The sequence below is a fragment of the Nocardioides zeicaulis genome, from assembly GCF_042432345.1.
GTDB lineage: Bacteria > Actinomycetota > Actinomycetes > Propionibacteriales > Nocardioidaceae > Nocardioides > Nocardioides zeicaulis.
In genome coordinates this window covers 659,846-661,650 of record NZ_JBHLXH010000002.1, presented here as the reverse complement: position 1 = coordinate 661,650, position 1,805 = coordinate 659,846, and the positions used below count along the sequence as shown (strand labels likewise).

Annotated in this window: 2 protein-coding genes and 1 pseudogene; all 3 read right to left on the bottom strand. The window is 73.0% G+C overall.

The window, feature by feature from the left end; all coding sequences use genetic code 11:
• A partial coding sequence (locus ACFFJG_RS17790) for a TIGR03089 family protein (RefSeq protein ID WP_378520113.1) occupies positions 1 to 534 on the bottom strand: 534 nt, incomplete at its 3' end.
• Positions 531 to 1,268 (bottom strand): DUF3105 domain-containing protein, encoded by a 738-nt coding sequence (locus tag ACFFJG_RS17785; RefSeq protein ID WP_378520112.1) that lies wholly within the window; start codon positions 1,266 to 1,268, stop codon positions 531 to 533. The genes ACFFJG_RS17790 and ACFFJG_RS17785, both read right to left, overlap by 4 nt.
• Before the next feature lie 73 nt (positions 1,269 to 1,341).
• Positions 1,342 to 1,805 (bottom strand): annotated as a pseudogene (locus ACFFJG_RS17780) (hypothetical protein); the annotation flags it as partial.

Here is a 1,805-nt window from a genome sequence, read left to right as displayed (position 1 = left end):
CGTCAGCACGTCCGCGGGGCGGGCGCCGAACACCTCGCCCTGGCTGAGCAGGTCGGTCGCCGGGTCGTCGTCGGTCGGCGGGTCCCAGGCCGTGAAGCCGTCGGGCTGGGACCAGATCTCCACGCCGACGTCGATGACCCCGGCCGGCAGCGCCTCGGTGAAGCGCACCCCGAGGGGGCGCAGGCTGCAGGCCAGGACCGGCAGCCCGGGGGCGCGCGGCGCCCACCGGTCGAGGCCGTCGGGCCCGCAGACCACGGCGTCGGGCTCGTCCGACGTGGTCACCCGGAGGCCCACCGTCCAGGCCGCGCCGAGGAAGACGGGGGAGAGCCAGTGGGGCGGCAGGTCGACGCGCAGGGACATGCCGCGCTCGAGGTCGCACTCCTCGACCAGCAGGCCCGCGGCCTTGGCCACCCAGTTGGCGTAGGTGGTGACCGAGAGCTCCACGCGCTCGTCGGTGGCGTGGTCGTAGAACGTCAGCAGCGGGCGACCGGGGTCGCGGCGCAGCTGTCCGGCGAGGACCTCGGCGAAGGTCACACGACCGTCGGCTCGGGGGAGTCCATGTAGGGGTAGTCCTCCATGAACGTCTGGAGGGCGCTCCCGCTCACGGCCGAGCAGTACTGCCACACGCCGACCTGCTTGGAGGCGTCGGTCTCGCCGACGCCGCCCACCGACCAGTGGGTGAAGGCGACGTGCTGGCCCTTGGGGAAGGCCTTGCCGTCCTCCGAGGTCCACGGCACGGCCTTGAACTTGTCGCGCAGGTTGCTCGTGCCCTGGAGCTTGGAGGCGATGCCGCGCAGCTCGTCCATGGCCTTGCCGTCGTCGGCGATGGTCTTGTCGTACCAGAGGATCGTGTAGCCGTGCTCGAGGTTGTGCACCAGCTCGCCGAGCTCGGGACGGTCGGAGGTCGTGTAGAGCTTGCGGTCCATGGAGTCCCACATGTTCCAGTGGGTGCCGAAGGCCGGGGGAGCGTCGGGGTAGGTCATCGGCGTGCCGACGTCGACGTGGTCCTGGTTGCCGTCGGCCTTCTTCGTGGTGACCTTCTGGCACACCGACGCCTTGGCGCCGATCTCCCCGAGCGAGTCGGAGGCGTAGGCGCGGAGGTCGTACCAGTCCTTGAGCGGCTTGAACGCCGCCGCTCCCACGATGAGCACCGCGACGAGGACGCACACGCCCACGATCGCCATCCCGCGCCGGTTCTCGGAGCGCGACTGCTTGGAGCGGATGGAGTCGATGACCGCCTGGCGGTCGTTGCTGGGCTTCTTGGCCACGGTGCTGGAGGTCCCTCGTGAGGTGCGCTGGGGGCTGGTCTGGTGCCCCACCGGGGTGGGACGTCGGCAGAGTCTACGTACTGAGGGGTGAGACGCGGCACACGACGCCTCCTGCGACCGGTCCCGGGCCCGGTCCCCAGGCGGTGACCCGCCAGCCGTGGGCGAAGCAGACGGCGTGAACGGCGGTGCGGTCGGCGTCGTCCGGCAGCTCCAGCACCGCGTCGCCCGGGGCGTCGTCGGAGGTCAGCGCGAGCGTCGACGACATCGCCCGCCCCGAACCGGCCACGGTGCCGATCGCCGCCTGCAGCTCGGCCAGCGGGGCAGGACGGCCGAACGGCGCGCGGTCGGCGTCGTCGCCGGCCAGCGCGCGCACCACGGCCTCGCGTGCGCCCCAGCCGAAGAAGTCGGCACCCTCCGCGCGGACCAGAGCCACCGCACCCGTGCCGTCGGAGCCGGGCGGCAGCACCAGGTCGGCGCGGCCCCGCACGACGGCGAGCGGCCGGGCGCCGAGCTTGCCCTGGGCGAGCTCGGCGGGGC